General features: G+C 70.2%; 1 pseudogene. It reads right to left on the bottom strand.

The features are described 5' to 3' along the window. Window positions 1-161: 161 nt before the first annotated feature. Window positions 162-386 (bottom strand): annotated as a pseudogene (locus GTW40_RS16200) (ATP/GTP-binding protein); the annotation flags it as partial.

Below are 386 nucleotides of genomic sequence, written 5' to 3'. Positions count from 1 at the left end.
CCGCGCCCCGCACAGCTGGCACTGAGCCGCACACGTCCTACGAGAGCGGGCCGCCCCACCCGGGGCGGCCCGCTTCTTCGTGTCCTGCCCCCGGAAAGCCGAAAGGTGCCCCTCCTGCTGGGAGGGGCACCTTTCGATTCAGGTGCGTACTGCCGGAGGTACTACCGCAGGCGCGCCATCAGCGCGTGCTCCACCAGGGTGATCAGCGCGCTCTTGGCGTCCGCGCGGTGGCGGGCGTCCGTCGTGATGATGGGGGTGTCGGGGCCGATCTGGAGGGCCTCGCGGACCTCCTCCGGGTTGTAGGGCTGGCTGCCGTCGAAGCCGTTGAGGGCGATGACGAACGGCAGGCCCGAGTTCTCGAAGTAGTCCACGGCCGGGAAGCAGTC

Origin of the sequence: Streptomyces sp. SID4985, from assembly GCF_009863025.1 — a bacterium.
GTDB lineage: Bacteria > Actinomycetota > Actinomycetes > Streptomycetales > Streptomycetaceae > Streptomyces.
This window is presented reverse-complemented; position numbering and strand designations above follow the sequence as displayed.